20 protein-coding genes and 1 tRNA gene are annotated in these 26,631 nt (G+C 67.8%); 14 read left to right on the top strand and 7 right to left on the bottom strand.

The window, feature by feature from the left end; translation table 11 throughout:
* Window positions 1–6 precede the first annotated feature (6 nt).
* Genes AC2JAJ_RS01265 through AC2JAJ_RS01255 form a run of 3 tightly spaced genes read right to left on the bottom strand, consistent with a single transcriptional unit; the run spans window position 7 to window position 5,109 of the window.
* Window positions 7–2,541, bottom strand: coding sequence for a transglutaminaseTgpA domain-containing protein (locus AC2JAJ_RS01265; RefSeq protein WP_501053307.1), 2,535 nt, complete (start codon window positions 2,539–2,541; stop codon window positions 7–9).
* Window positions 2,538–4,004 carry a DUF58 domain-containing protein gene (locus tag AC2JAJ_RS01260; RefSeq protein WP_486414568.1) on the bottom strand — a complete coding sequence of 489 codons (1,467 nt, stop codon included), beginning with the start codon at window positions 4,002–4,004 and terminating at the stop codon, window positions 2,538–2,540. Before AC2JAJ_RS01260 ends, AC2JAJ_RS01265 begins: the two co-directional genes overlap by 4 nt.
* A gap of 10 nt (window positions 4,005–4,014) precedes the next feature.
* Window positions 4,015–5,109 (bottom strand): AAA family ATPase, encoded by a 1,095-nt coding sequence (locus AC2JAJ_RS01255; protein WP_501053306.1) that lies wholly within the window; start codon window positions 5,107–5,109, stop codon window positions 4,015–4,017.
* A 162-nt stretch (window positions 5,110–5,271) separates the two neighbouring features.
* Here AC2JAJ_RS01255 and AC2JAJ_RS01250 point away from each other — a divergent pair, with 162 nt between their 5' ends.
* The 5 genes from AC2JAJ_RS01250 to AC2JAJ_RS01230 all read left to right on the top strand — a co-directional run bounded on the left by AC2JAJ_RS01250 (window position 5,272) and on the right by AC2JAJ_RS01230 (window position 11,438).
* Window positions 5,272–6,174, top strand: a complete 903-nt coding sequence (locus AC2JAJ_RS01250; protein ID WP_486414569.1) for a TatD family hydrolase — start codon at window positions 5,272–5,274, stop codon at window positions 6,172–6,174.
* Window positions 6,175–6,457: 283 nt separating this feature from the next.
* Window positions 6,458–7,618: a resuscitation-promoting factor gene (locus AC2JAJ_RS01245; protein WP_486414570.1), complete on the top strand. Its 1,161-nt coding sequence runs from the start codon at window positions 6,458–6,460 to the stop codon at window positions 7,616–7,618.
* 107 nt (window positions 7,619–7,725) lie between these two features.
* Window positions 7,726–8,598, top strand: a complete 873-nt coding sequence (gene rsmA, locus AC2JAJ_RS01240) for a 16S rRNA (adenine(1518)-N(6)/adenine(1519)-N(6))-dimethyltransferase RsmA (protein WP_501053305.1) — start codon at window positions 7,726–7,728, stop codon at window positions 8,596–8,598.
* Window positions 8,595–9,572: a 4-(cytidine 5'-diphospho)-2-C-methyl-D-erythritol kinase gene (locus tag AC2JAJ_RS01235; RefSeq protein ID WP_486414571.1), complete on the top strand. Its 978-nt coding sequence runs from the start codon at window positions 8,595–8,597 to the stop codon at window positions 9,570–9,572. The genes rsmA and AC2JAJ_RS01235 overlap by 4 nt, the downstream gene beginning before the upstream one ends.
* A 33-nt stretch (window positions 9,573–9,605) precedes the next feature.
* Window positions 9,606–11,438, top strand: a complete 1,833-nt coding sequence (locus tag AC2JAJ_RS01230; protein ID WP_221383949.1) for an ABC-F family ATP-binding cassette domain-containing protein — start codon at window positions 9,606–9,608, stop codon at window positions 11,436–11,438.
* Here the strand turns inward: AC2JAJ_RS01230 and AC2JAJ_RS01225 are convergent.
* Window positions 11,435–12,061, bottom strand: coding sequence for a TetR/AcrR family transcriptional regulator (locus AC2JAJ_RS01225; protein WP_473693127.1), 627 nt, complete (start codon window positions 12,059–12,061; stop codon window positions 11,435–11,437). The genes AC2JAJ_RS01230 and AC2JAJ_RS01225 overlap by 4 nt on opposite strands.
* 135 nt (window positions 12,062–12,196) lie before the next feature.
* On the opposite strand from AC2JAJ_RS01225, the gene AC2JAJ_RS01220 reads away from it, so the two are divergent.
* The 9 genes from AC2JAJ_RS01220 to sufU all read left to right on the top strand — a co-directional run bounded on the left by AC2JAJ_RS01220 (window position 12,197) and on the right by sufU (window position 24,247).
* Window positions 12,197–12,268: transfer RNA gene (locus tag AC2JAJ_RS01220), tRNA-Gln, on the top strand.
* Window positions 12,269–12,371: 103 nt separating this feature from the next.
* Entirely contained in the window at window positions 12,372–13,850 is a 1,479-nt protein-coding gene (gene glmU / locus AC2JAJ_RS01215) for a bifunctional UDP-N-acetylglucosamine diphosphorylase/glucosamine-1-phosphate N-acetyltransferase GlmU (RefSeq protein ID WP_486414572.1), read from the top strand.
* Between the two features lie 3 nt (window positions 13,851–13,853).
* Entirely contained in the window at window positions 13,854–14,834 is a 981-nt protein-coding gene (locus tag AC2JAJ_RS01210) for a ribose-phosphate diphosphokinase (protein WP_221383946.1), read from the top strand.
* 281 nt (window positions 14,835–15,115) lie between these two features.
* On the top strand, window positions 15,116–15,739 hold the full coding sequence (locus tag AC2JAJ_RS01205; protein WP_486414573.1) for a 50S ribosomal protein L25/general stress protein Ctc: 624 nt from the start codon (window positions 15,116–15,118) through the stop codon (window positions 15,737–15,739).
* Between the two features lie 117 nt (window positions 15,740–15,856).
* Window positions 15,857–16,453, top strand: coding sequence for an aminoacyl-tRNA hydrolase (pth, locus tag AC2JAJ_RS01200; RefSeq protein WP_486414574.1), 597 nt, complete (start codon window positions 15,857–15,859; stop codon window positions 16,451–16,453).
* Window positions 16,454–16,568: 115 nt separating this feature from the next.
* Entirely contained in the window at window positions 16,569–19,301 is a 2,733-nt protein-coding gene (locus AC2JAJ_RS01195; RefSeq protein WP_486414575.1) for a helix-turn-helix transcriptional regulator, read from the top strand.
* Window positions 19,288–21,945 (top strand): LuxR C-terminal-related transcriptional regulator, encoded by a 2,658-nt coding sequence (locus AC2JAJ_RS01190; protein ID WP_501053468.1) that lies wholly within the window; start codon window positions 19,288–19,290, stop codon window positions 21,943–21,945. The genes AC2JAJ_RS01195 and AC2JAJ_RS01190 overlap by 14 nt, the downstream gene beginning before the upstream one ends.
* A gap of 508 nt (window positions 21,946–22,453) precedes the next feature.
* Window positions 22,454–23,779 carry a SufS family cysteine desulfurase gene (locus tag AC2JAJ_RS01185; protein WP_486414578.1) on the top strand — a complete coding sequence of 442 codons (1,326 nt, stop codon included), beginning with the start codon at window positions 22,454–22,456 and terminating at the stop codon, window positions 23,777–23,779.
* Between the two features lie 18 nt (window positions 23,780–23,797).
* Window positions 23,798–24,247 (top strand): Fe-S cluster assembly sulfur transfer protein SufU, encoded by a 450-nt coding sequence (sufU, locus tag AC2JAJ_RS01180; protein WP_221383941.1) that lies wholly within the window; start codon window positions 23,798–23,800, stop codon window positions 24,245–24,247.
* Between the two features lie 67 nt (window positions 24,248–24,314).
* Here the strand turns inward: sufU and AC2JAJ_RS01175 are convergent, their stop codons facing one another.
* From AC2JAJ_RS01175 to AC2JAJ_RS01165, 3 genes are read right to left on the bottom strand one after another with little or no spacing between them, the layout of a single operon-like run.
* A complete protein-coding gene (locus tag AC2JAJ_RS01175; RefSeq protein WP_486414579.1) occupies window positions 24,315–24,536 on the bottom strand; it encodes an SCO4848 family membrane protein in 222 nt (73 codons plus the stop codon).
* A gap of 4 nt (window positions 24,537–24,540) precedes the next feature.
* Window positions 24,541–25,038, bottom strand: coding sequence for a DUF2505 domain-containing protein (locus tag AC2JAJ_RS01170; protein ID WP_221383939.1), 498 nt, complete (start codon window positions 25,036–25,038; stop codon window positions 24,541–24,543).
* A gap of 43 nt (window positions 25,039–25,081) precedes the next feature.
* Complete coding sequence (locus AC2JAJ_RS01165; RefSeq protein ID WP_486414580.1) at window positions 25,082–26,587, bottom strand: SDR family oxidoreductase; 1,506 nt, start codon at window positions 26,585–26,587, stop codon at window positions 25,082–25,084.
* Between the last annotated feature and the right edge of the window lie 44 nt (window positions 26,588–26,631).

Genomic DNA, 26,631 nt, shown 5'->3' with positions numbered 1-26,631 from the left:
GCCCTTTCAGTTTCGGGTGCCGCCGGCACGCCTGCCTGCCGCGGAAGGCCCTGGCCTCGGAGTGACCCGCGCCGGAATTTCCGCCCGGCCATGCCGCCGGCGGTGCACGGCGGCTGCTGCCACCTTCCTGGCCGCACTGCCGGCCACCCGGAACGGCAGGCCGGCCAGCCGGCCCAGGCGCTCCGTGACGGACGGCGGCAGCCAGGCCGCACGCAGGCGCCGGGGGAGGGTGGCATTTTCACGCAGCGCTGTTTCAAGCGCGGCCACGCCGGTGCCGGGATCCGGCACGTCCGCTGCAGGCAGCAAGCCGGCAGGGCGTTCGGCGGGGTCCGGCCGGCCGTACCGGTACCGTTCGAAACCTGCGGTCAGGGAGGCGACAACCTGGTGTGCCTGTTCATCCATGCCGCCGGCTTCCCCCAGCAGTGCCTGGCGGAACCGTGCGGCGTAGGCCCTTGGCGTCTCGCTGGCACCGGGCGGCAGGCCGTAGTCCGTGCCGAGGTCAAGGAGTTCGCTCCATGCCAGCGGGATGGCATCGCCCGGGCGCTTCGGCCGCAGCCGCCGTGCCCTGAGGGCCGTGCGGGCCAGACGTGGGGCGGCCGCCAGCAGGCCAGCTCCCAGCGCCGCTGCCGCGCCCAGCAGCCAGGGCAGCAGCGGGGCGTCACCGCCGGCCCCGTTGCCCGGCCCGGGGGCCGGCAGCGGCGCGGCGCTGGGGGCGGGCGTGGGAGCGGGTGCGGCATCGGGAACCAGGCCGTCGTTGTTGCCAAGCGCATCCGGCACTGAGGAAACGGCCGCCTCGGTGGCATAGTCCGGGACCACGCCCCGTGAAGGCGTGGGTTCGAAGGGCACCCAGCCCAGGCCCTGGAAGTACAGTTCAGGCCAGGCATGGGCGTCCCGGGCGTCCGCTTCGTACTCGGGGAGGGTGCCCTGCCCTGCCACTGATACCGTAGCCCCCGTCAACCTGCCGGGTGCATAGCCCACCGCAATCCGGCTCGGGATCCCTTCCAGCCGGGCCATGACGGCCATGGCTGACGCGTAGTGGATGCAGTAGCCGCTCTTTTGCTGGAGGAAGTCAGCCAGGACGGAAAGCCCGTTGCCGTCGTAGCCGCCCTGCACCGGGGACTGCAGCGAATAGGTGAACTCGGCCGAGCGCAGGTACTTCTGGATGGCGATTGCTTTGGCATAGGGGGTGGCAGCGGAACCGGCCACTGTCCTGGCAGTGGTCTTCACGATGTCCGGAACGTTGCCCGGGATCCGTGTGAAGTCGTCGGGGATGCCGCGGGCAGCGCCCGAGGACTGGGCGAGCAGGGCTGCCGAAAGCCTGGGCACGGCAGACGTAACCACATACTCCTGCCGCCGCGACGTGGTGTCCGTCCCCTTGATGGAGAGCGTGGCGGGGTCCCACGTCCACTGGCCGCTCAGGCCGCGGATGGTCTCCGGGGCGTAGGGGGCCGGAAGGTAGGGGCTGCTGAACGATCCGGTCTCTATGGCGGTCACCTGCCGTACCTGCTCATCGGCCAGCACGGCGTAACCAGGGTCTATGCGGCCGGCGAGCGGAAGCCGTGACCCGGCGCGGTCGTCCGGGCCCCAGGAGTCGCCGTCGAAATTGTCCACCGTGACTGAGCGCAGATAGAGCGGCGCGGACGAACTGGTGGCGTAGGTGATGCGGCCGCTGCCGTCCGGTGTCCGGAGGCTGTTGCCAAGGGTGATCATGGGATTCAGGCCGGTGGAGCCGCCCCAGGGGTTCAGCCGGGAGCCCTGCGGAAAGGTTCCGCGGTCAAAACCCGGGATGGCCAGCGGCAGGACCAGAGTGGCGGTCAGTGCAACTGCGCCGGTAAGTGCCGCCCGGCGCAGCATGCCCGGACTGCGGGCAGAGTTGGCCTGCAGCCTGCCGTCCGGCGAAAACCACTGGCTGCAGGCCAGGACCATAAGGTAACCGGCCACGGTCACGGCGAAACTCCACGGACCCACGCTCTGCGGCTTGATCATGGCCGGTACCACCAGGAGTGCCAGCAGCCCCATCCCGGAGGCGGCCGGCATGCCCAGCGGGACGGCGAGAGCGTCCACGAGGATGACAGCCAGGCCGAGCACGGCACAAATGACCATCACGATGCCCACATTGGGCGCAACCGGTGCCGTCTCTGCCAGGACAGTCTCGCTGGCACGCCTGATCAGCCGGTCCAAGTCACGGAAACTCGCACCGCTGGGAATGATCCACAGGATGCTTGAACTGCGGAAGAACGTCAGGGTCAAAACAGCGCCCAGGGCAAGGAAGCCTCCCGCCGTGACCAGCAGGGGCTGCGCGCGGATGGAACGCAGGGCGGCAAGGGTGAAACTGATCGCCGCCACGGTTGTCAGGACGGCCCAATACCAGTTCCAGCCGCGCAGGACACCGTTCAGGGACAGCGCGGCCCCGCTGACAGCCACCGCAATGGACATCGCCATGGCCCAGGGATAAGCGCCCACGCTCCTGCGGCCCCCGGGTCCTGCCGGATGCGGGGTTTCCTGTCCGGTGCCCTGCGGCCTGGCCGGTGCAACAGTCATGTCGGCATCCCCGCTCCACGCCGGACGTCTGCGGCCGGTGCCGCCGGCAGGGCGGGGTCCTGGTCGAACTGGCTCCAGGCGGCGGCGACGCTGACCTCTGGAGTTACGGCCGCCGCCCGCCAGCCGCCCTGGCGCAGCACTTCGAGGACATCCTGGAACTCCTCAGGCTTTTCCGTGGCCACCAGCGCAAAGGCATTGGTTCCGTAGGCGGCCGCGGGGGCCAGGGCCAACGCCTCCTCGGCGCTGACCCTTCCCAGCACGGCGATCAGGGGGCCGCGCATCCGGTGGGCGGACAGCTTGTCCATGAGGTGGTCGTCGAAAGGTGCCGGGCCAGGGTCCGGGTGGCCGTGGCCGCGGACTTCCTGGGCTCCCCGCCGGCCGCTGTTCCTCCGTGCGACGGCGGCCAGGACGCCGTCCCGCCGCACATGGTGTGCCCCGGTCAGCTGGATGGCCGCCAGGCTCTCGGCCACCGACTGCAGCCCGGCCGTTCCCGTGAACTCCTCGGCGGCAGGGTCGGGCGCCGAGGGGGAGTGGAGGAACGCCGGTTCCCCGCCGGCGTCCAGCAGCCGCAGCCCGTAGTTGCGCTCCGCGAGGTGTGCGCTGATGGACATGGCGGCAACCACAGCCCATTCAAACGCTTTGCTGCTGGCCAGCGCATGGCCGTCCGGCCCGGCAAGCCCCGGTACGGCGGAACCGGCCCCGCCGGAAAACGCCCCGTAGCGGTGGTCCAGGATGATGGTGGCCTCGGGCGTGGTGACCGATTCCTCCTGCCTCACCATCAGGGCTCCGTGCCTGGCGGTGGCAGCCCAGTGCACCCGGCGCATCGGGTCGCCGTGCCGGTATTCACGCGTCATGACGTCGTCATCGCTGGGGTTGGCGCGGATGCGGGTGGCCGTCACGCCGTCGTTGCCCCGCGCGCCTGCCAAGCCGGTCATGGGAAGCACGACGGCGGCCGGCGTCACGGTGAGGACGTCGCCGTCGTCTATCGCCTGGCGGTGCAGGGACAGCCCAAAGGGGTCGGTGAACTCGGCAGTGACAGGCCCGATCCGGAACTGGCCGCGCTGGCTGGACCGGAGCTGGTATTCATACCGGCTGGTGCCGCCGGCGGCGGAGCGGGACGGGAACCGGAACGCGGGAGTCTCGCCAAAACGGACGGGCAGCCGTTCCTCCATGGTCACCGGCCCGCTGGCCGGACCGGTCCTGGCCACCGCCAGGCTGACGGTTGTGGGGGCGGACGTTTCGACTGGTGACGGGTTGAATTCCCGGTACACCCGGAACCGCGGCTTGACCAGCCGCGTGCCGGCCAGGGACACCAGCGGAAGCACCAGCAGCAGGACCGCCAGCGTCAGCAGGTCCCGGCGCCCCATGACCTGGGCCGCGGCCAGGGTAAAGGCACCGGCCGCCAGCATGCCCCATCCGCGCCTGGTGAACAGGTGCCGGGGAAGTCTGTCCAGCAGCGCCATGGTTCGGCCTTCAGCGGTTCCTGCTGCCGGCTACCGCCGCGGCCCGGGAGCCGGGGGCGTCCTGGGGGACTGGCAGCCGGGAAAGGATGTTCCGCAGCACGCTGTGCGGTGTTTCGCCCGCACCGGCCGCCTTCCGGTCAAGGATGATCCTGTGCGCCAGGACCGCTTCGGCGACCTCCCGGACGTCGTCCGGCAGGACGAAGTCCCGGCCGTCCAGGGCGGCTGTGGCCTTGGCCGCCCTGAGCAGCTGCAACATTGAACGCGGGCTGGCACCGAGCCGGAGCAGCGGGCTCTCCCTGGTCGCCCGGCCGACGGAGACCGTGTACTCCTTCACCGACTGCGACACAAAGACCTGCTTCACCGTGGCGATCATTGACGCGACGTCGGCGGCCGACACCACGGCTGCCACAGACGCCAGCGGGGAGGCCGACTGGTGGGTCTCCAGCATCTCGATTTCGGCGTCCTTGTCCGGGTAGCCCATCGAGATCCGGGCCATGAAGCGGTCGCGCTGGGCCTCCGGCAACGGGTAGGTCCCTTCCATTTCGATGGGGTTCTGGGTAGCCACCACCATGAATGGTTCATCGAGCCGGTATGAGGTGCCGTCCACCGTGACCTGGTGCTCCTCCATGCATTCGAGCAGGGCGGACTGCGTCTTGGCGGAGGCCCGGTTGATCTCGTCGCCGATGACGATATTCGCAAATACGGCGCCGGGCCGGAATTCGAACTGCCGGGAGGACTGGTTGTAGATGGATACGCCGGTCACGTCGGACGGCAGCAGGTCGGGTGTGAACTGGATGCGGTTGACCGTGCAGTCGATGGTGCGCGCGAGGGTCTTCGCCAGCAGGGTTTTGCCCACGCCGGGCACATCCTCCAGCAGCAGGTGCCCCTGGGCGAGGAGGACGGTGAGCGCCAGCCTGGCGGCGTCGGACTTGCCGTCAATCACGGTGTTTACGGTGGAAAGGATGCGCTCGCTGGCGGCGTGGAACGCCTCCACGTCCATGGGGTCGGTCCGGTGCGCGTTCAAGCGGCTGACGGAATCTGCGACGCCGGCCAGGTTAAGGTTCGGAGCGCTCACATTGTCGGCAGTGCGTCGGTGGGGTTCCATCGGCAACCTTTCAGCCCGGATTCACCTGGACGGGACAGCAAGCCTGCCTGCGCCCGTCGGTGGGCGTTCGCATGTGTTCGTACCAGACTACTAAGACAACTGCCGCGGCTGACAGAATGTTCCGGCGATTAGGGGGCATCTGCCGCCGGTTAGGCTGTTTGGATGTGCAATACGCTGATTCCCGCCGCGTACCAGGGGCCCGCCGACGAAGCTTCCGGACTGGAAGGCCGTCCCCGGAAGGAATTTCCTCCTGCCCCGGAGCCGCTTCCGGTCCCGGTCATGGACAACCACACCCATTTGGACTTCCCCGACGGCAAGGCGCCTGTAGGCATCAAGGCTGCCCTCGATGCTGCCGCGGCCGTGGGCGTCCAGGGCGCCGTCCAGGTTGGCTGCGACCTGGAATCGTCGCGCTTCACCGTGGAAGCAGTGGACCGGGACCCGCGGCTCCTGGGGGCGGTGGCGCTGCACCCGAACGACGCTCCCCACTACGCCGCCCGCGGCCACCTTGAGGCGGCGCTTGAGGAGATTGAACGCCTCGCCGCCCACCCACGTATCCGTGCCATCGGCGAGACCGGGCTCGACTACTTCCGCACGGAAGGCGAAGGCCTGGCCCACCAGGAGTACTCCTTTCGCCGGCACATCGACATCGCCAAGCGCCTGGACCTCACCCTCCAGATCCATGACCGGGATGCGCACGGCGACGTGGTGCGGGTGCTCCGCGAAGAGGGCGCCCCCGAGCGGGTGGTGTTCCATTGCTTCTCCGGCGACGAGGAACTGGCCAGGACCTGCAATGAGGCAGGCTGGTGGATGTCGTTCGCCGGCACCCTGACCTTCAGGAATGCCGCGAACCTCCGCTCCGCCCTGGCGGTTGCGGACCCCCGGCTTCTCCTGGTGGAAACCGATGCCCCGTTCCTTACCCCGCACCCGCATCGCGGCAAGCCCAATGCCAGCTACATGGTTCCCTACACAGTGCGGACAATGGCGGAATTGACAGGATCTGACCTGGCCAGTCTCTGTGCCGGAATCAGCGAAAATACCGTGCGGGCATACGGTTCATGGGCCTGAGCCGGGTACCGTTCCGGTAACGCCAGAGAATACCTGGTATGCAAAAATGTTGGCCGCTTTATAACGCTACGGTTACAGTGGAGATCTATTAGCCGGGGTCGGGGAAGGCCATCGGATAATTTCACTTCATTTCGCAGCCGATTCTGCCGGGGAAAACCCGCGTCCCGGCTGCCGAAAGTGTGGCGGCGCATTGGTGCCCGGACTGTCCCTTTTTGGCGACGGTGCCGGGCATTTTACTGCGCATTATCCCCGTGCCCGGATGGACCTAGAGTTACGGGCAATCGTGATCAAGTTCTTCACAACGGACGGCAAGTTCAGCTTCATCAAGGTTGGCGCCCAGCTGCTGGTGCTTTGCGGCCTGGTGGCAGGCCTCGTAGCCTTCGTCGGCAATAACAAAACCATCACGCTGAACGTCGACGGCAAGGTCTCATCCGTCCAGTCGTTCGGGGGAACGGTGGGTCAGGTGGTCAAGAGCGCCAACCTGGACCTGAAGCCCAGCGACCGGGTCTCGCCCTCGCTCGACGCAACCGTCCACAACGGGACCGTAATCAACATCAACCAGGCCAAAGAGGTCAAGGTGAGCCTGGACGGGGCCGAGAAGACGGTCAACACCACCGCCCAGGATGTTGAAGACCTCGTCACCGAGCTCGGTGTCGCCAGTGCGTCATCGGTTTCCGCTCCGAAGGACGCGCAGCTGTCGCTGGCGGGCTCCTACGTCGCCATCTCCACCCCCAAGTCCGTCAGCATCCTTGCTGATGGCAAGGCAAACACCGCCACCACCACGGCAGCCACCGTGGGCAAGGTCCTCGAAGAGGCCGGCATAACCCTCGGTGCGAACGACCGCACGTCCCAGCCGGCCAATGCCAACGTCGTGAACGACATGGTCATCAAGGTTTCGCGGGTCGATACCAGCCAGACCGCCGTCAGCACCGAGGAGGTGCCCTTCCAGACTGTGACCGCCGAAAGCGCGGACATGCTCAAGGGAGAGAAGGAAGTAACGCAGGCAGGTGCCGCAGGCAAGATCGAGCGCACCTTCAAGCTGGTGCTGGTGGACGGACGTGAAGCCTCCCGCGCCCTGGTCTCCGAGAACGTCGCCGTCCAGCCTGTTACCGAAAAGGTCACCGTGGGCACCAAGGCCAAGCCGGCCGTGGAAGCTGCCCCGGCAGGGACCAACACCGGGGCCGCAGCACCGGCAATGATGAACGAAGCCATGTGGGACAAGATTGCCCAGTGTGAGTCCGGCGGCAACTGGAGCATCAACACTGGCAACGGGTACTACGGCGGCCTCCAGTTCGATATCCGCACCTGGATCGGATCCGGCGGCGGTGCCTATGCTCCGAACGCCAGCCTTGCCACCAAGGCCCAGCAGATCGACATCGCCAACCGGGTGTACGCCCAGCGCGGCCTGCAGCCGTGGGGCTGCGGCTGGGCAGCAAGCCGCTGATTCCTTAGCGCAAACCCTTGGCAGCAGTGGCCGGGCCCGTGATTATCGGGCCCGGCCACTGCCGTTAAGCGGGCGGGCGGGGAGGCGGCGCGGGATAGGATACCTAGGTGACTGAACCCATCCCCGCTACGCCCGCACCGCTGTTCGGTGCATCCGACATACGCCGGCTGGCAGAGGAGATCGGGGTCAGGCCCACCAAGACGCTGGGCCAGAACTTCGTTATCGACGGCAACACTATCCGCAGGATCGTCGCCGCTGCCGGCGTTCAGCCGGACGAAACCGTCCTCGAAGTCGGCCCCGGCCTGGGCTCCCTGACGCTGGGGCTGCTCGATGCGGCGGCCGCCGTGGTCGCCGTCGAAATCGATCCCGTGCTTGCGGCAAAGCTCCCGGAAACCGTAAAGGAATGGCGCCCGGCCGCGGCAGGATCCTTCCACCTGGTCAACGCCGACGCCATGAAAGTCACGGAACTGCCCGTGGAGCCCACCGCGCTGGTGGCAAACCTGCCGTACAACGTGGCGGTGCCCGTGGTGCTGCATCTCCTGCAGCATTTTCCCAGCCTGCAGCACGGGCTGGTCATGGTGCAGGACGAAGTGGCGGACCGGCTGGCAGCAGGCCCCGGTTCCAAAACCTACGGCGTTCCGTCCGTCAAAGCCGCCTGGTACAGCCAGATGCGCAAGGCCGGCGTCATCGGAATGAACGTCTTCTGGCCAGCGCCAAAGATCCACTCCGGGCTCGTGGCCTTCACCCGGCGTGAGCCGCCGGCAACCAAGGCCACCCGCGAACAGGTGTTCGCCGTGGTGGACGCCGCCTTTGCCCAGCGCCGCAAGACGCTCCGGGCTGCCCTTGCCGGATGGGCGGGAGGAGCACCGGAAGCCGAGCGCTGCCTGCTCGCCGCCGGCGTCGACCCGACAGCCCGTGGCGAGGTCATCGACATCGCGGCGTTCGCAAGGATCGCGGAAGCCAAGGAAAACCGCCCGTGAACGCGGGACTTGAAAGGGCGGGCACAGGGCGCTTCGCCGCCAGGACCGTCCGGGTCAAAGCTCCCGGCAAGGTCAACGTCTCGCTCGCCGTGGGCCCGCTCCGGCCGGACGGCTACCATTCGGTGGCCAGCGTGTACCTCGCCGTATCCCTTTACGAAGAGGTCGCCGCCACCAGTACCGCAGCCCCCGGGATCACCATCAGCCTCAGCCCTGCGAGCACGCTGGACCTCGGCACCGCCGACATCCCCCTGGACAGCAGCAACCTGGCCTACAAGGCAGCCGCCATCATGGCCGACGTCTCCGAGCATGCCACGGGCGTGCATCTGGAAATCACCAAGCGGGTCCCCGTGGCCGGCGGGATGGGTGGGGGGTCCGCGGACGCCGCAGCCACGCTCCTGGCCTGCGACGCCCTGTGGAACAGCGGACTGTCCCGGGAGGAACTCGCGCACCTGGCCGCGGAACTGGGCGCCGACGTGCCCTTCTCCCTGCTGGGCGGCACCGCCGTCGGCCTCGGCGTCGGTGACGAGCTGTCCCCGGCCCTGGCCAAGGCACAGACCCACTGGGTGCTGGTGGTGGCGGACTACGGCCTGTCCACACCGGAGGTTTACCGGACCCTGGACCGGCTGCGCGGGACCGAAGGGATCGTTGCCGGGGAACCCACGGGTGTGGACCCCCGGATCCTGACCGCCCTCCGCAGCGGCGATGCTGCATCCCTGAGCCGCGTCCTGGTCAACGACCTTCAGCGTGCCTCCATCGAACTGTCCCCGGCGCTGCGGGATACGCTGGGCATCGGGGAGTCCCACGGCGCCGTGGCGGGCATCGTTTCCGGTTCGGGCCCCACCGTGGCCCTGCTGGCGGACGGCTCCGCCGCGGCCGAGGCGCTGGCCGAGGACCTGCGGCACCACGGCCTGACGGCCCTTCCCGTCCATGGCCCGGTCCCCGGCGCACGCATCATCTCCGACACCCTCCTTTAGTTCCTCCAGCCCGGCAGCAGAAAGCAGTTCCCTTTGGCACACCTTCTTGGCGGCGAAAACCTCACGGTCTCCTACGCAACCCGCACCGTCCTGGACGGCGTCACCCTGGGGCTCGAGGAGGGCGACCGGATCGGCATGGTGGGCCGCAACGGCGACGGCAAGTCCACCCTGATGAGGCTGCTCGCCCTCCGCTCCACCCCGGATTCCGGCCGCGTTACCAAGCGTGGCGACGTTAATATCGGGTACCTGGACCAAAGCGACGTGCTCGACGGCGACCTGACAGTCGGCGCGGCCATCGTCGGCGACCAGGCGGACTACGAGTGGGCCCGAAATCCCCGGATCCGTGAAATCATGGGCGGCCTGGTGTCCGACGTCGACTGGCACGCCAACGTCCACGCCCTTTCCGGCGGCCAGAAGCGCCGGGTGGCGCTGGCCAAGCTGCTCATTGAGGACCACGACGTCATCATGCTGGATGAGCCCACCAACCACCTCGACGTCGAGGGCGTTGCCTGGCTGGCCCGGCACTTGAAGACACGATGGCGGGCCAACCAGGGCGCCTTCCTGGTGGTCACCCACGACCGCTGGTTCCTGGATGAGGTCTGCACCAAGACCTGGGAAGTGCACGACGGAATCGTGGACCCGTTCGAGGGCGGGTACGCCGCCTATGTGCTGGCCCGCGCCGAGCGTGACCGGATGGCCGCGGTGGTGGAGGGCAAGCGCCAGCAGCTGGTCAAGAAGGAGCTTGCGTGGCTTCGCCGCGGCGCCCCGGCACGGACCTCCAAGCCGAAATTCCGGATCGAGGCGGCCAACGCCCTCATCGCCGACGTCCCGGAGCCCAGGGATTCCACGGCGCTGAGCAAGATGGCCACCGCCCGGCTGGGCAAGGACGTCCTTGACCTGGAACACGTCTCCTTGAATTTCCGGGATGGCGACGGCGGCAGGAAACTGTTCGACAACATCACCCTCCGGCTGGCCCCGGGGGAGCGGCTGGGGCTGGTGGGTGTCAACGGCGCCGGCAAGACCACCCTCCTGAAGCTCCTGAACGGCGAGATTACGCCGGACGCCGGAAAGCTCAAGCGGGGAAAGACCGTGGTCACCGCGGTCCTCACCCAGGAGGTCAAGGAGCTCGACGACGTCGCCGACCTGCGCGTCATCGAGGTCATCGAGCGCGAAAAGCGTTCCTTCAACGTCGGTGGCAGGGAATTCACGGCAGGACAGCTGGTGGAACAGCTCGGCTTCACCAACCAGAAGCAGTGGACGCCGGTGAAGGACCTGTCCGGCGGGGAGCGGCGGCGCCTGCAGCTGCTGCGGCTGCTCGTGGGGGAGCCGAACGTGCTGATGCTCGACGAGCCCACCAACGACCTCGACACCGACACCCTCGCCGCTGTGGAGGATGTCCTGGACGGCTGGCCGGGTACCCTGGTGGTGGTCAGCCACGACCGTTACCTGCTTGAACGCGTCACGGACCACCAGATGGCACTGCTGGGCGACGGGAAGCTCCGCGGCCTGCCTGGCGGCGTGGACCAGTACCTCGAGCTGCGTGAAGCGGCGCTGGCCGGCTCCACCGTGGCCGGCGGCGGCAGCCCCGTCACCGCGGGAGGATCCGGTGCGGCCTCCACGGCTACCGCCTCCGGCCCCTCCGAAGCCGAAAAACGCGAGGCCCGCAAGGCCCTCAACCGGATCGAGCGGCAGCTCAAGAAGCTTGACCAGCAGGAGAAGAAACTCCACGACGACATGGTCAAGAGCACGGAGAAGAACGACTTCGACGCCCTCGCCCAGCAGAACAGCCAGCTCAAGGACCTTGCCGACGAAAAGGACGCTCTGGAACTGGAGTGGCTCGAGGCATCCGAGCTCCTGGGCGACTAGGGCCCGCTCTGCAGCTCCGGTTCCTTCTTGAGGCCGGTCAGGCCGTTCCAGGCGAGGTTGACCAGGTGCGCGGCGACGGTGTGCTTGTCGGGTGTCCGGCTGTCCTGCCACCATTGGCCGGTCATGGCCACCATGCCGACGAGCATCTGGGCGTACATGGCCCCGTCCTCCCCGCTGAAGCCGCGGCGCGAGAACTCGTCGGAGAGAATGTGCTCCACCCGGGCGGTCACATGGGACAGCAGCGTGGAGAACGCGCCCTCCGGCTGGGACGGGGGAGCGTCACGCATCAGGATCCGGAAACCCTCCGTGCGGTCTTCGATGTAGGTCAGCAGGGCCAGTGCCGCGCGTTCCACCAGGACGCGGGGCTTGGCTTCCTCTGTGAGCGCGGTGTTGACCGCGTCCAGCAGGATGTGGAATTCGCAGTTGACCACTTCGGTGTAGAGGCCTTCCTTGGAACCGAAGTGTTCGTAGATGACCGGTTTGGACACGCCGGCACAGGCGGCGATTTCCTCGATGGTGGTCCCGTCCAGGCCGCGCACGGCGAAAAGTCCGCGGCCGACGTCGATCAGCTGGCTTCGCCGCTGCAGGCCAGTCATCCGCGTCCGCGGAAGGTTGTTGCTCACATTTCCATCATGCACCACCTGCCGGGGCCCGCTTTCCGGTGCGGCCGGCCGGGGGCGGAAGCCCCTTGGTCGCGCGCTGCCCTGAACCCATGGCAAAATAGGGACTTGTGCCCGGGCCTTGCGCCTACGGCACGGTCCGCTCTGGTGTAACGGCAGCACCCCGGCCTTTGGAGCCGTGGAGTATAGGTTCGAATCCTATGGGCGGAACTGCTGTGCGAGGAGCGTTCAGCAGGATGGCGCCCGGTGCGGGGCCGGCGAGCCGGCTGTACACCGCCAGGCGCCAGCCCAACCAAGCAAGGAGAGCCCGTACGTGATCCCCGAGAATGCCGGCCCGGCCGCTGTAATCGTTCTGGCAGCAGGCGCCGGTACCCGGATGAAGTCGCGTACACCGAAGATCCTCCATGAAATCGGCGGCCTGTCCATGGTGGGCCACGCCCTCCGGGCCGCGCGCAGCATCAACCCGCAGCGGCTGGCCATCGTGGTGCGCCACGAACGCGACCTCGTGGCCGGGCACGTTTCAGCGCTGGATCCCAAGGCAGTCATCGTGGACCAGGACGACATCCCCGGCACCGGCCGCGCCGTCGAGGCGGCCCTCGAGGTGCTGGACGCTGACGGCCACCTGACGGGCACCGTGGTGGTCACCTACGGAGACGTCCCCTTGCTTTCCGGCGAACTGCTCGCCGAACTCGTCGCCACCCACGAGCGTGATGCCAACGCCGTGACTGTCCTGACCGCAGTCCTGGACGACGCCGCAGGCTACGGCCGCATCCTCCGAGGGGAAGACGGAACCGTCAGCGGCATCCGCGAGCACAAGGACGCCTCCGAGGACGAGCACCTGATCCGTGAAGTCAACTCCGGCATTTACGCCTTCGACGCCACCGTGCTCCGGGACGCGCTGGCCAAAGTGACCACCGAGAACGCGCAGGGCGAGAAGTACCTGACCGATGTGCTGGGACTGGCGCGCGAGGCGGGCGGCCGGGTGGCCGCCGTCGTCACCGCCGACCGCTGGCAGGTGGAAGGCGCCAACGACCGCGTCCAGCTTTCCGCCCTCGGGGCCGAGCTGAACCGCCGCACCGTGGAGGCATGGATGCGGGCCGGCGTCACGGTAGTGGACCCCGCGACCACCTGGATCGACTCCTCCGTGACGCTCGACGAGGATGTCCGGCTGCTGCCCAACACGCAGTTGCACGGGGCCACCACTGTGGCCAGGGACGCCGTCGTCGGCCCGGACACCACCCTGACCGACGTCACGGTGGGTGAAGGCGCGCAGGTGGTCCGCACGCACGGTTCCGTCTCCGTCATCGGCCCGCGCGCCGCCGTCGGCCCCTTCACCTATCTCCGCCCTGGCACGGTCCTGGGGGAGAAAGGCAAGATCGGCGCCTTCTACGAGACCAAGAACGTCACCATCGGCCGCGGCTCCAAACTGTCCCACCTGGGCTATGCGGGCGACGCCGAGATCGGCGAAGACACCAACATCGGCTGCGGCAACATCACGGCCAATTACGACGGCGAGAAGAAGCACCGCACGGTGATCGGCTCCGGCGTCCGTACAGGTTCCAACACGGTCTTTGTTGCGCCGGTCACCGTGGGGGACGGCGCCTACAGCGGCGCCGGCGCGGTGATCCGCAAGGACGTACCGGCGGGAGCCCTCGCAATCAACGTTGCGCCGCAGCGCAACGCTGAAGGCTGGGTTGCCGCGAACCGTCCGGGCACCCGCTCCGCCGAACTGGCCCAGGCGGCCACCCAACACTCCTCAAGTACCCCGGCATCTACAGAAGAGGGCAAGTAACAAATGAGCGAAATTACGGCGCACGGCGAAAAGAAGCTGGTGCTCGCCACCGGGCGGGCCCACCCGGAGCTGGCGCGGGAAATCGCCAAGGAACTCGGCACCGACCTGCTGCCCGTGGACGCCTACGACTTCGCCAACGGAGAGATCTACGTCCGTGCCGGGGAGAGCGTCCGCGGCACCGACGCCTTCGTGATCCAGGCGCACCCGGCCCCGCTGAACAACCACCTCATGGAACAGCTGATCATGATCGATTCGCTGAAGCGGGCCTCCGCCAAGCGCATCACGGTGGTGTCGCCGTTCTACCCCTATGCCCGGCAGGACAAGAAGGGCCGAGGCCGCGAGCCCATCTCCGCCCGCCTGGTGGCCGACCTCTACAAGACCGCCGGCGCCGACCGCATCATGAGCGTGGACCTGCACACCTCGCAGATCCAGGGCTTCTTCGACGGGCCCGTGGACCACCTCATGGCCATCCCGCTGCTGGCCGACTACATCCGCACCCGCGTCGAAGCCGACAACATCACGGTTGTCTCCCCGGACACCGGCCGCGTCCGCGTGGCCGAACAGTGGGCGGAGCGCCTGGGCGGCGCGCCCCTGGCGTTCGTGCACAAGAGCCGTGACCTCACCGTGCCCAACCAGGCGGTCTCCAAAACGGTGGTGGGACAGATCGAGGGCCGCACCTGCGTGCTGATCGACGACATGATCGACACCGGCGGAACCATCTCCGGAGCTGTCACCGTGCTGAAGAACGCCGGCGCCAAGGACGTCATCATCGCCGCAACCCACGCAGTCTTCTCCGATCCGGCGGCCCGGCGCCTCTCCGAGTCCGGGGCCCGCGAAGTGGTGGTCACCAACACGCTGCCGCTCACCGCGTCCCAGCGTTTCCCGCAGCTGACGGTGCTGTCCATCGCCCCGCTGATCGCCCGTGCGGTCCGCGAAGTGTTCGACGACGGTTCGGTCACGAGCCTGTTCGACGGCAAGGCCTAGCCGGGCGCTAACCCTGCCGGCCTGGGCCCACGCCGGCAGGGTTCCCTGGGCGAGCTTGCCGGCTCAGGGAACCGGTGGGGATTTCAGGGAACGGGCCCGGCGCTGGTAGCCTTGTACCCGATACCTTGGCGAGGGAGGGCATAGCCTCCGTTATCGACTGGGTCTGCTTGTCCTTCATCTGAAGGACTGCCTTCTTGAAGGGCTGTCAACCGGCCCGGCGTTGAAGGTCACACCAGACCTCCGCCCTTGCTGAACACCGTTTAGTCTTCAAGGAGATATCCATGTCTGAGCAGAAGCTCGCAGCAGAACTGCGCACCGAATTCGGCAAGGGCTACGCCCGCCGCGCCCGCGCCAACCACCAGATCCCCGCCGTCATCTACGGCCACGGTGCTGAGCCTATCCACGTGACCCTGCCGGCAAAGGCCACCACCCTGGCCGTACGCACCCCCAACGCCCTGCTGTCCCTGGACATCAACGGCGAAGGCCACCTGGCCCTGGTGAAGGATGTCCAGCGTGATCCCGTAAAGCAGATCATCGAGCACATCGACCTCCTGACCGTCCGCCAGGGCGAGAAGGTCACGGTTGACGTTCCGGTCCACCTTGCGGGCGAGACCGCTCCCGGCACCGTCCACAACCTGGAACTGACGGTTGTGTCCCTCGAGGCCGAGGCAACGCACCTGCCCACCGCCATCGAGGTCAGTATCGAAGGCCGCGCCGCCGGCGAGCACGTCCACGCCTCCGACCTGGTCCTGCCCAAGGGCACCGTCCTGCTGACCGACGCCGAGGCACTCGTGGTGAACATCTCCGAGGCCATCGAAATCGCCGAGGAAGCAGAAACCGAAGCTGCTGCCGAAGGTGCAGCAGCGGAAGCTCCGGAAGCAGCCGAAGAGGCCGCAGCCGAGTAAGCACTTCAGCGCTCATGCCGGTGGCCGGATCCCCCAGGGGTCCGGCCACTGCCATGTCAGCCTTGTCCGGCAGTGCAGTGTCCCGCCCGCCCGAACCGCCCACCATAGGATGGATCCATGACTGACACCTGGCTGATCGTCGGCCTCGGCAACCCCGGGGCGCAGTACCAAGGCAACCGGCACAATATCGGCCAGATGGTGCTCGATGAACTCGCAAGCCGCATCGGGGCCGGCTTCAAGACTCACAAGGCCCGGGCGCAGGTAGTCGAGGGGCGCCTGGGGATCGGCGGGCCCCGCGTCGTCCTGGCGAAGCCCATGACTTACATGAACGTCTCGGGCGGGCCCGTCGCCGGCCTGGCAAACTTCTTCGGCATCGCGCCGGACCATGTGGTGGCCGTCCACGACGAGATCGACATCCCTTTTAACACGGTCAAGTTAAAAATCGGCGGGGGCGAAGGCGGCCACAATGGCCTGCGCGACATCTCCAAGGCGCTCGGCACCAAGGACTACCACCGGGTACGCGTGGGGGTTGGCAGGCCTCCGGGCAGGATGGACACGGCAGACTTCGTCCTGCGCGACTTCGGTGCGGCCGAGCTCAAGGAGCTTCCGTTCCTGCTGGACGAGGCCGCCGACGCCGTTGAGTCACTGCTTCGGGACGGGCTCACGGCAGCCCAGCAGAAGTTCCACCCGGACAAATCCAGTCGTTTGCAATAAAAAACTTAAAGGCCCTTTGGCCTGTCTCGTTGTCTGCCCGGCAGGGTACTCTTCTTCCTATGCGGGGGAGCAATGGGGCTACATCCCGCTACTGCAGGATGTAGGGGATAAGTTCATGTCAATCGAGCCACTTAGCTGGGGACGTGGGTCAATACCTCCCGACGACGGGCTGCCCACGAAACCCTCCGCTCCGCCGGAGGGCAAATGGTCCGTGCCCGCCCGCAGCGCCAACCTTGAGGCCGTCCGCAGCGCGCTCACCAGCGAAAACTCCCTCGGTGTGGTGATCACCGGCGGGCGGGGTGTGGGCAAATCTTCCCTGGCCAGGGCCGCGGTGGCTGACCTCGGACCGGATGTCTGGTCCCTGCAGCTTCGCTCCGGCCCCTCCGGCGCCGCCACGCCGTACGGTTGCCTGTCCTTCCTGCTGGCCCGGCTGCCGCGGGCCTACATGGGCTCGCCCACCGCCATCCTCCGCGGCATCACCTCACTCATCCGCAGCGACGCTGCCGGCAGGCCCTGCGTCATCACCCTGGATACTTCCGGAAGCATCGACGACATGAGCGCGGGCGTGCTGCTGAACGTCATGCTCACCCGCACGGCACGCATCATCGCAGTCGCGCCCAATTCCAGCGACCTTCCGGCCGACTTCCACTGGCTGCTGACTGAGAGGAGGCTGGCCGAGGTCCGGCTCAGCAACCTCAATGAACTGCAGACCAGGCAGGTCCTGCTGTCCCTGCTGGGGCACCGCGTTTCATCCTCGCTGGTCACCACCTTCCACCAGATGGTGGGCGGCAATCCGTTGCTGCTCAAGGCCCTGGTCACCGAGCAGCAACTGTCCGGCAACCTGGTGCTGTCCGATTCCGTGTGGACCCTCCGCGACAAAGTAGTGCTCGACGGCGCCGCCAGCCTTGATGACATCGTCCGGTCCCGCTGGTCACGCGAAGCACCGGAAACGCGTGAAGTGATCGAGATGCTGTCCTGCGCCCGGCGGGTGGAACTGTCAAGGCTGACAGCTGTCTACGGCGCGGACGTCGTGGCGGACATGGAAGACGGCGGGCTGCTGGAGATCGACGACTCGGACTGCCGCTGGGTGTCCCTGCGGGAGAAGTACATCGGCGACGTGGTCCGGACCTGGCTCAGCATTTCACGCCGCCGTGAGCTCCGCGCCGTCCTGCTGGGCGGCCAGGAACCCGACCCCGCCACCATGACGGTGGAGGAGTTGATGTCCGCCGCCGCATGGACGCATGAGTGTGAGGCGGCGCTGAGCCCCGCGCTGGCGCTTGCGGCCGCAGAAGCGGCAGTGCAGCTCTTCGACCCCCGGTTCGCCCTGACCTACGCGGACATGCTGCAAAGGACCGACCGCGAGTGGGCGCCCGCGCAGCGGCAAAAAGCCGCGGCCTACCTCCAGCTGGACATGCCGGTCCAGGCGCTCGCGGCCCTGGACGACATCTCCCAGCCGGAGCTGGAAGGCCTGGATCTTGAAGAGTACGCCGAGGTAATCGCCGCCAAGGCGCATGTCATGCTCAGGCTGCCTGCGCACGCGGCCAAGGTCCCGGACCTCTTCGCCTCGGCCCGGCAACGGCTCGACAAGGTGGGCCACCAGGCAGTGTGGCCCGCGCCGGTGGCCGTGGCAGCGAACCGGATCGCTTTGATCGAATTTGAATACCGCGCCCACGCCGGCGACTTCGCCGCCATGATTCCCCAGTTGGAACGGGCAGCCGATCCTGCCCGGAACCCCGACAGCGCCTTCCGGTTCCGGTCGGCGATCATCCTGATGGGCGCCTTGGCAACGACTGGCCGCGAGATGGACGCACTGGGCCTGATGAGGCAGCTCGGCGGCCAGATCAGCGACGCCTCGCACGTTGTTGGCCTCCGCGAGAGGTACACGAAGGAGGCATATTTCGTCCTGCTGGTGGCCGGCCAGTGGCGGCGCTGCATCGACCTCCTCCGCTCCACCGGCCAGCCCCAGGCCACCGGCCTTCCGTACCGCAGTGCCGCCACGGAGCTGGCGGTGGGGATGGCCTACGTCTTCTCCGGCCGCGGCGACGCTGCCCTGGAACCCCTCATTTCGGCCGCCGCGCAATTGGAGCTCCAGCCGGTCGAGACAGCACTTCGCAGCGCGTATGCCGCTACCGCGCTGGCCTACGCCCAGACGGGCAACACGGCACAGGCCCGCAGGTACCTCGGGAAGCTGCAAAGGACACCCGGAAAAGCGGGGTTCGCTGCCGAAAGCATCATCGAGTTCTGCGCGCACGTGGCCGGCCGGTGGCTGGGTGATTCCGAGGCCGTCACCGCCCTGAAGCAATCGGCGCGCCGGAACATGGCAGCCGGGCGGTGGACCATTGCCGGCATCAACCTGCTCGCGGCCACTGTGAACGGCAGCGATGCCGACTTCCGCCTGCTGGAGGAGATCGCCGGCCACAGGCAGGGCCCGCTGGCCGAGATCTCCCGGCTGACGGCCATCGGGAGCAGGACAAAGAACGCCAAGGCACTCCTGGCCGGCGCCGAACTCGCCGCAACCCTCGAGCTGGACGCTGTCGAGGCCCGGTGCATGGCGCTCGCGGTGGATTTCGCCCGCCAGGACGGGGACGCCGCGTCCGCCAGGACCGCCCAGGCCCGGCTCGACATCCTCGCCTCCACGGTGGCGAACCTGCCCATCGTGCCCAGCAGTGGCAGCCCGCTGCTCACCAGCCGCGAACGGCAGATTGCGCGCATGGCGGGCCGGGGTGCTTCCAACCGCGATATCGCCCTGGAAATGGGCGTCTCAGTCCGGACCGTGGAAGGCCACCTGTACCAGGTTTTCACCAAGCTCGGCGTAACTTCCAGGGGTGATCTAACTGGACTCGTCTAACGGACACCGGCCTGCGGCCGCCCACCGGCTCCTCACCGGCCGCCGGGAGCCGGTGGAACGGATCTGCAACATCATCCGCAACGGCACCAGCCACGCCGTCTTCGTCATGGCGGGGCCGGGCGTTGGCAAGTCGTCCGTCACGGACGCCGTCACCGAACGGCTCGCAGGCGAACTTAACGTCCTGCGGATCCACGCCAGTTCCGCCCTGTCCGCGGTGCCGTTCGGGGTCCTGACGCCTTACACCGGTGACCTCACGGCGGAAGAGTCAGTCTCGCCGGTAGCGGTGCTGCGGTCGATGTGGTCGTACTTTGAAAAGCTCAAGGCCGGCAACCAGGCCCCGGTCCTGCTGTCGGTGGACGATGCACACCAGCTGGACGAGGCCTCGGCCGGCATCCTGGCGGACTTGATTTCGGCCGGCTGGGCCACCGTGCTGGCGGCTGCCAGTCCGCGGCCGGGCCTGCCGCAGCCCCTGGACCAGCTCTGGTACGACGGGCTCGCCGAGCGTGTGGACCTGCGGCCCCTCAACCGGGAACAAATCGAGGAGGTCCTGGCCCATGTCCTCGACGGCACCATTCCTGCGGCAACGGTCGATGCCGTCTGGAGTGCCTCCGGGGGCAACCCGCGCATCCTGGACGCGCTGCTCCATGACGCCGCCGAAGCCGGAATCCTCGCCAAGCGCAACGGCATCTGGATCCTTCTGGGCCCCCTGCCCGCGGACGGGCCCCGGCTCGGGCGCGTAGTTGCCAAGGACCACCTGCGCCGCAGTCCGGAGGAACAGGAAGCCCTCAAGCTGATTGCCCTGGCCGGGCCCGTAGGCCGCAAAGTCATTGAAGACATCAGCGGCGCAGCCCTGGTCAGGTCCCTCCTGGACCAGCAGATGGTGGTGGAGATGCCCGGCGTTCCAGCCGCGCTCAGCATCTGGAACGGCCTTTTCGGCAGTGCCATCCGGCACACCATTTCGGTTTCACGCAGCCTGCAGTTGTTCGAAAAGGTCAAAGCCCACCAGGATCCAGGGCTGCTCCGGGGGGAGGGCCTGCTGCGGTCGGTGGAGTGGGCGCTGGAGTGCGGCCTTCGCCCGGACGACGACCAGATGCTGGCGGCGGCCAGGGAGGCACTGCAGAGGTTCCGCAACCACAGCGCACGCTCCATTGCAGCCCGGATCCACAACCCCTCGCTGCTTCCCCTCGCACAGGCGATCCAGGCCCGCGCCCTCTACAACGAGGGCGCCTACGCGGAAGCCGCTGCCCTCCTTGACGAATGCTGGCCGCACTTGGCTGACGATCTCCAGGGGCCGGCCGTCCTGCTGCTCCGGGTCTCGGCCTACCAGGCGACCGGCCAGCCCCTGGCGGCGGTCGCGGAGGACGTCCGTAAGCTCGCCGCCGGTCCTGGTGATGCGGTGGGTTGGCAGGAGGAGTTGCTGTGCCTCCTGCGGCTTGGCGCCGAGGTGGATCTCGAGGCCCTCACCGGACGGGTTGCAGCCCTCCGGCAGTCCTCCCCGGACGATCAGAGCGCTGATCCATTGCGGGCCCTGGCGGAAGGCCTTTTGGCCCAGGCCCTGGCCGCGGCGGGCCGCGCGGGCCAGGGGCTGGATGCTGCGCTCCTGGCTGCCTCGGAACTGCCCCCATTAAAGGGCAGCCTTTTCTTCTTCCCTGAATTCGTGCTGTGCCGCCTGGCTGCAGACTACCTGGCCATGGGCGAATGGGAGTCGGCTGAGCGGGAACTTGACAGCTACGCTGCGGGGCACCCGGCCGGTGCTGCGACTTTTAACGGGAGCCTCCAGGCCCTCCGCGGCTATTCCCTGTTGCGGCAAGGGAGGATGGAACGCGCCTACCAGGTCCTGCTGCCTGCGGTTGAGGCGCTCAGGCTCAATGATCCGCTGCAGTTGAACAGGTTCGGCTCAGCGTTGGCCTTCTACGTGGCCGCACGGCTCGGCGATGCGGAACAGGCCCGGCGCCTGGAACAGGATTACAAGGATGCCGTTGCCGGCGGGCCGGCATATGACTTCCTCGCCGAGGCCTACGCTGCCGCGGCGGCCGAGTATCTGGCGCGGGACGGCAAGGGCCTGGCAGCACTGCAGACCCAGATGACCACCCCTGAAGCAACCGCACGGGCAGGAAACCTGCTCGAGGTTTTGGCCATCTGCTGGGACCTGGGGGACCCCTCCGTGATACCCATCATCCAGGAGACGGCCCCGGGAGTGGAGGGACGCTGGGCCGAAGCCCTGCTGACCCTGTCCACCGCCTGGGAAAACGCTGACGGTGATGCACTGATGGCAACGGCTGCCTCGCTGGAGGAGGCAGGCTTTGCCAACCTCGCCCGTGAGGCTTATGCCCGTGCCAGCACCGTGCTGGAGGAGACCGGGGAACGTCGCCGTGCGCGGCAGGCCGTGGCCCAGCGCGAGCGGTGCGACCATGAACTGGGCGAGCGGTTCCGCGAGGGCCGGTTCATCGCAGCGGCTCCCGCTGTCCATCTCACCCGCCGCGAACAGGACATCGTCGAGCTGGCGGTGCAGGGCCTGACGGACCGTGAAATTGCCCAGCGGCTCATGGTTTCCGTCCGTACCGTGGAGGGGCACCTCTACCGCACGTACGTAAAGCTCGGTGTGCGTAGCCGTGATGAGCTGGAGTCGGCCCTGCCCCGGTAGGGACCCGCACGCCGGAACCGGCCTCCGCCACCGGCACGGCCGGTAACAGCCGCGTGCTTTCATGCCACGCCCGCGATGCCCCCGCGATGTCCTTGGCCACCGCCTGCAGCCTCCCGGAACCGGGTCCACCCGGCAGGCACCGGTTGTTGCGTAGCAGTGTCCGGGCACCCGGTAGTTCGCCGTCCCGGATTCGAGTACACCCTACTCGTGTACCACCGGGCGCCGCAGGTTTTACTTAAAGAGGCAAAGCAAAGCGGCACCCGCCGCGGAGCAGGCCAGGAAAACCAGCAAGACCCCCATCAACTTCCGGTCCTTCGGGACCGGGCATAGACGGGGCCGGCGACGTTAGAGTCTTCTGAGACCGAGACTCTCCCCCCAGCCGTCGCCGGCCCCTTTGCTCCCTCGGCCGAAGCCCGGGGTGGTAGTGGCGGCCGCCCTCCCGGGCGGCCGCCACAGCCATGCTGTGGGACAATTGGGTGTCACCCGTTGGCAGCTCAAGGAGTTCGTTTTGGCCGTAGTATCAACGCCAGCCACACTGGAACGTGCCGTACCGGTCATGGATAACGCCGAGGTGCTGCGCATCCGCAACGACTTCCCGGTCCTCAACCAGCTGGTCAACGGACAGCCACTGGTCTACCTCGACTCCGGTGCCACGTCGCAAAACCCGGTGAGCGTGATCGAGGCCGAGCAGGAGTTCTACGAACAACGCAATGCAGCCGTGCACCGCGGCGCACACCACCTCGCCGTGGAGGCCACCGAAGCCTTTGAAGACGCGCGCCAGACCATTGCTGACTTCATCAGCGCGGACTACGAGGAAACGGTCTGGACCTCCAACGCCACGGAGGGACTCAACCTCTTGTCCTACGCGCTGTCCAATGCAGGCCTCTGGGCTGCGCAAGGACGCGGGGACAGCCAGCTCAAGGATCTCGCCCTGAACCCAGGGGACGAGATCGTGGTCACCGAAATGGAGCACCACGCCAACCTCATTCCCTGGCAGGAACTGGCGTTCCGCACCGGCGCGACGCTCCGCTACATCCCCATTGCCGACGACGGCAGCCTCCGCATGGACCGGGCCGGGGACGTCAGCGGGCCGCGTACCAAGGTCCTGGCGTTCACCCACGCCTCCAACGTCCTGGGGATCATCAACCCCGTGCAAGAGCTGGCTGCCCTGGGCCGGGCAGCCGGAGCCCTGGTGGTCCTCGATGCTTGCCAGTCCGCTCCGCACCTGCCGCTGGATGTCAAGGAACTGGACGTCGACTTCGCCGTGTTTTCGGGGCATAAGATGCTGGCGCCCACGGGCATCGGCGTGCTGTACGGCCGGCAGGAACTCCTTGACGTCCTGCCGCCGTTCATGACCGGCGGTTCCATGATTACCACTGTCACCATGGAACGCGCCGAGTACCTTCCGGCGCCCCAGCGCTTCGAAGCAGGCACCCAGCGCATATCGCAGGCAGTGGCCCTGGCGGCGGCAGCCAACTACCTCACCGAAACGGGACTTGACCGTATCCACCGATGGGAAGCGGAGCTCGGGCAGCGCATGGTGGCGGGACTCGAATCCATCGCAGGTATCCGCGTGCTTGGCCCGGCCGCAGGACAGGAGCGCATCGGCCTTGCCGCGTTCGACGTCGAAGGCGTCCACGCCCACGACGTGGGACAGTTCCTGGACTCGCAGGGGATCGCCGTGCGTGTGGGCCACCACTGCGCCCAACCGTTGCACCGGCGGCTGGGACTGACCGCCACCACCCGGGCCAGCGCCTATCTCTACAACACCACTGACGACGTGGACCGTTTCCTGGAAGCCGTCGCCGGCGTCCGTGCCTATTTCCGCGCCTAACCGACGAAGGTCGAATCCATGAGCCTTGACCAGCTGTACCAGCAGATCATCCTTGACCACTCCAAAGCCCGCCACGGCAGCGGCCTGGCGGAGACCGAGGCGCCCTCGGGCGCCTCCACGGGCCAGTCGCACCAGCTCAATCCGGTGTGCGGGGATGAAGTCACGCTCCGGCTCGCTGTCGAGGACGGCAAGGTGGCGCAGGTCGCCTGGGACGGGGCCGGTTGTTCCATCTCCATGGCGTCGGCCTCGGTCCTCACCGACCTCGCCGAGGGCCTCACTGTAGCAGAGCTGCACGATGTGATCGACAGCTTCCGCGACGTCCTCCGCTCACGGGGAAAGGTGCACGCTGACCCGGAGCTCCTGGGCGACGCCGCCGCCTTCGAGGGGGTGGCCCGCTATGCCGCGCGGGTCAAGTGCGCCATGATCTCCTGGGTTGCCGCGGAGGATGCGCTCAACCAGGCCGCCTGAACCTGACATGCTGCAGACGACAGAAGGCTCTCCTCCCGGCGGGAGGAGAGCCTTCTGTCGTGCGGAGCTACCCCAGCAGCCCGAGGACACCGATCACTGCCGTGGCGAGTCCAAGCACCATGGAGATGCTCACCAGCACCACATGAACGGTCAGGAACCTCGTCGCCTTGCCGGCGGCGCCATGGGCACGCGGGTCCTTCATCACCCGGCGCAGGAACTGCGGCCAGACCACCAGCGACCAAACGCCGGCGACAATCAGGACCAGCGCAGGGAAAACGGGAAGCGTCACGGAACTAGTGGCTTTCCAGCCAGGCCTGGGCCTGCTGTGCCTGCAGGTTCAGCGCCTTGGCCACCATCGGCTCGGCGGCGTCGGCGATCTTGCCGCCCAGGAACGGCACGGAGGACTTGACTGCGCCTTCGAGCTCCACGCGCGTGCCGCCGTCCTCGGCCACCAGCCGCTGCACGGCAGTGACGTCCACCGGGGCGCCGGCGATCTTGAGCGAGATGTTGCTCTGACGGGAACCGTCGGCGGCAGGAGCGTCCCAGCTTTCCACCTGGGTCACCTTGAGGTGCTCGCCAACGACCTTCCGCGCGATGTCGGGCAGGCGGGTGGTGGGGAGGGTGCGCACGGAGGTGGTGCTGAACGCTCCGGCAACGTCGCCGTCAACGGTGAAGGATTCCAGGTCGCCGCCCACCAGCTGGCTGACGTGGCGCTGGAAGTCCTCGTTGACCAGGACAGCGGCAACGCTGTCGACGGAGTGGGGAAGGGTTGTGGTTGCGCTCAGCGCCATGGGTCCTCCTGGGACGTGGGGAACGGATTAAGCCTCCAACATCCTACGGTGTCATCGGTGCCTGGTCCGCATCGGCCAGCTTCTGCGCCGCCGCCGTGATGTTCCGGGCCATGGCCGGGAAGATCAGGCTGTGGAAGGGCAGCACGGCGAGCCAGTAGAGCCGCCCACTCAGTCCCTTCGGGAAGAAGATGGCCCGCTGCCGGTAGCGGCTGCCGGCGCCGTCGGGCTCCACGGAGAGTTCCAGCCAGGCACGCCCGGGGGCGCGCATTTCGGCGCGCAGCCGCAGCAGCCGCCCGTGCTCGATCCGTTCCACGCGCCACCAGTCCACCACCTCGCCCTGGGCGAGGGTGTGCGGGTGGCGGCGGCCGCGCAGCAGGCCCGCCCCGCCGGTGAGCTTGTCCAGCCAGCCGCGCATCTGCCAGGCCAGGGGCAGCGAGTACCAGCCGTTCCTGCCGCCGATGCCCTCGATCACGGTCCAGACGTGGGCAGGATCCACGTTCCCGTGGAAGGTGCGCTCGTCGATGTAAACCTTGTGTCCGGCCCAATCCGGGTCGCTGGGCAGCGGATCGGAGGCCACTCCCGCATTGGCCCAGGTCGTTTCCACCTGGCCGTCGCGTTCCTTGCCCAGCGCCAGGGCGACGGCCGCGCGGTAGGGGGTCAGGCCGCCGTCGGGCTGCGGGATGTACCGGTCAATGTCATGTTCGTTGGACACCGCATCATGCTGCAGCGACTGGACCAGGGGCACGGCCATGGACAGCGGGATGGGCGTGGTCAGCGCCACCCACAGACCCGCCAGCTTGGGCGCGGGCACCGGCAGCGCCAGCACCACACGGTACGGCAGGCCCGCTTCCGCCGCGTATTCCTTCATCATCCCGGCGTAGGTGAGCACCTGCCTGCAGCCGATGTCGAAGGTCCGGTTGATGCTGCCTTCCAGCGACGCAGCCTCGACCAGGTAGTAGAGGACATCACGCACGGCGATGGCCTCGATCCGGTTCCGCACCCAGCTCGGCGCCGGCATCAGCGGCAGTGTCTCGGACAGGTGGCGGATCATCTCGAAGGAAGCGGAGCCGGACCCGATCACCACCCCGGCCTGGAACACGATGGCGTTGACGGGGCTGTCCAGGAAGACCTTGCCCACGGCTTCGCGTGAACGCATGTGGGTGGAGAGCTGCACGCCCTGGGGATGCAGGCCGCCCAGGTAGACGATCCGGTCCACACCGGCCGCCGCGGCAGCATCCGCCGCCGTCCCGGCCATCGCCTTTTCCTTCGCCTCGAAGCCGGCGCCGGCAGCCATCGAGTGCACCAGGTAGTAGAAAACGTCGACGCCGGCCAGCGCTTTGCGGAGGGCGTCGCCGTCGTCGAGGCTGCTTTGCACCACCTCCACCTTCTCCCGCCATGGCACCCCGGCGATCTTGTCGGGCGAGCGCACCAGCACTTTGACGGTGTGCCCCGCCTCGAGCAGCTTGGGCACCAGGCGGCCGCCGATATACCCGGTGGCCCCGGTGACGAGGACGGTCTTCGGCGAAGGCTGGGCATTGCTTCCGGTCATGCTGGCTCCTGTTCGTCGCAATTCCTGGCCATCCGGCCCCACGT

The sequence above is a fragment of the Arthrobacter sp. MOO21 genome (genome assembly GCF_057369995.2).
The sequence above is the reverse complement of the archived record's forward strand: the minus strand, read 5'-3'. Positions and strand labels throughout refer to the sequence as shown.

Bases quoted from the DNA above. Each gene is read 5' to 3' on its own strand.
- AC2JAJ_RS01195 (WP_486414575.1), top strand. From the start codon at position 16,569: ATGTCAATCGAGCCACTTAGCTGGGGACGTGGGTCAATACCTCCCGAC.
- AC2JAJ_RS01260 (WP_486414568.1), bottom strand. From the start codon at position 4,004: ATGGCGCTGCTGGACAGACTTCCCCGGCACCTGTTCACCAGGCGCGGA.
- AC2JAJ_RS01205 (WP_486414573.1), top strand. From the start codon at position 15,116: ATGTCTGAGCAGAAGCTCGCAGCAGAACTGCGCACCGAATTCGGCAAG.
- AC2JAJ_RS01165 (WP_486414580.1), bottom strand. From the start codon at position 26,587: ATGACCGGAAGCAATGCCCAGCCTTCGCCGAAGACCGTCCTCGTCACC.
- AC2JAJ_RS01170 (WP_221383939.1), bottom strand. From the start codon at position 25,038: ATGGCGCTGAGCGCAACCACAACCCTTCCCCACTCCGTCGACAGCGTT.
- AC2JAJ_RS01265 (WP_501053307.1), bottom strand. From the start codon at position 2,541: ATGACTGTTGCACCGGCCAGGCCGCAGGGCACCGGACAGGAAACCCCG.
- AC2JAJ_RS01210 (WP_221383946.1), top strand. From the start codon at position 13,854: ATGAGCGAAATTACGGCGCACGGCGAAAAGAAGCTGGTGCTCGCCACC.
- AC2JAJ_RS01250 (WP_486414569.1), top strand. From the start codon at position 5,272: ATGTGCAATACGCTGATTCCCGCCGCGTACCAGGGGCCCGCCGACGAA.
- pth (WP_486414574.1), top strand. From the start codon at position 15,857: ATGACTGACACCTGGCTGATCGTCGGCCTCGGCAACCCCGGGGCGCAG.
- sufU (WP_221383941.1), top strand. From the start codon at position 23,798: ATGAGCCTTGACCAGCTGTACCAGCAGATCATCCTTGACCACTCCAAA.
- AC2JAJ_RS01255 (WP_501053306.1), bottom strand. From the start codon at position 5,109: ATGGAACCCCACCGACGCACTGCCGACAATGTGAGCGCTCCGAACCTT.